Raw genomic sequence first — 683 nt, forward strand, 5'->3', positions numbered from 1 at the left:
TTTGTCCGCTTAATGCGGCGTTAGTTCCCCAGAGGAAGCAATCAATCCGTAGGGAATTTTTGTTTCTGGTGTAGTACACGCATAACTCGGATGATATCGCCCTCAATCCAGTAAGAGACAATCATCGAAATCTCAGGAATGATGAGTAATCGTCCGCGGATGCCATCTCGTTGCACACCCATTAAAGGTTGTTCAAGCAAGTTTTCTACTTTTGCTTCAATGAGGTTGTCAGTTTTTTCTGCCGCATCAGGGTTGAAGTCATAGAGAAACTCAAAGATCTTTTCACGATCATTAAGTGACTCTTCTTCCCATAAAATCATTGCTTACCTCGGTTACGGATTCTGGCTTTGCGCTCTTCCATTCGAGACTTAGCCGTTTGGTGTTCAACGAAAACGGATTTTCCTGAGTCAAACTTCTCAAATGCTAGGTTTACTTGTTCAGTTAGCCATGCATCGTGAGATAATGCTTTTCTTTGTTGTTCAGCGAGTTGCTCAGTAAGTTCACGGCATGCGTCACTCAGAGTGCGGCCTTGGCTCTCAGCCATTTGTTGAGCTAGGCGTTTTGTTTCTTCATCAACACGAAATTGAATTCTAGTGTCCATGATGTATTCCTTTGTTGGTGTGTGTACAAATGTTAGCACTAGGCTTTGAGATGGGCAACTAACAAACAATTTAAGAGTGATT

Annotated in this window: 2 protein-coding genes; both read right to left on the reverse strand. The window is 42.6% G+C overall.

The features are described 5' to 3' along the window. Positions 1-41 precede the first annotated feature (41 nt). Positions 42-320 (reverse strand): type II toxin-antitoxin system mRNA interferase toxin, RelE/StbE family, encoded by a 279-nt coding sequence (locus ACP45E_RS17470; RefSeq protein WP_017035198.1) that lies wholly within the window; start codon positions 318-320, stop codon positions 42-44. Then, positions 317-601 carry a type II toxin-antitoxin system RelB/DinJ family antitoxin gene (locus ACP45E_RS17475; protein WP_025793433.1) on the reverse strand — a complete coding sequence of 95 codons (285 nt, stop codon included), beginning with the start codon at positions 599-601 and terminating at the stop codon, positions 317-319. Before ACP45E_RS17475 ends, ACP45E_RS17470 begins: the two co-directional genes overlap by 4 nt. Positions 602-683 lie beyond the last annotated feature (82 nt).

The organism is Vibrio genomosp. F10 str. 9ZD137 (genome assembly GCF_049974785.1).
Taxonomy (GTDB): domain Bacteria; phylum Pseudomonadota; class Gammaproteobacteria; order Enterobacterales; family Vibrionaceae; genus Vibrio.

Coding starts and splice junctions, on each gene's coding strand:
- ACP45E_RS17475 (WP_025793433.1), bottom strand. CDS start 601: ATGGACACTAGAATTCAATTTCGTGTTGATGAAGAAACAAAACGCCTA.
- ACP45E_RS17470 (WP_017035198.1), bottom strand. CDS start 320: ATGATTTTATGGGAAGAAGAGTCACTTAATGATCGTGAAAAGATCTTT.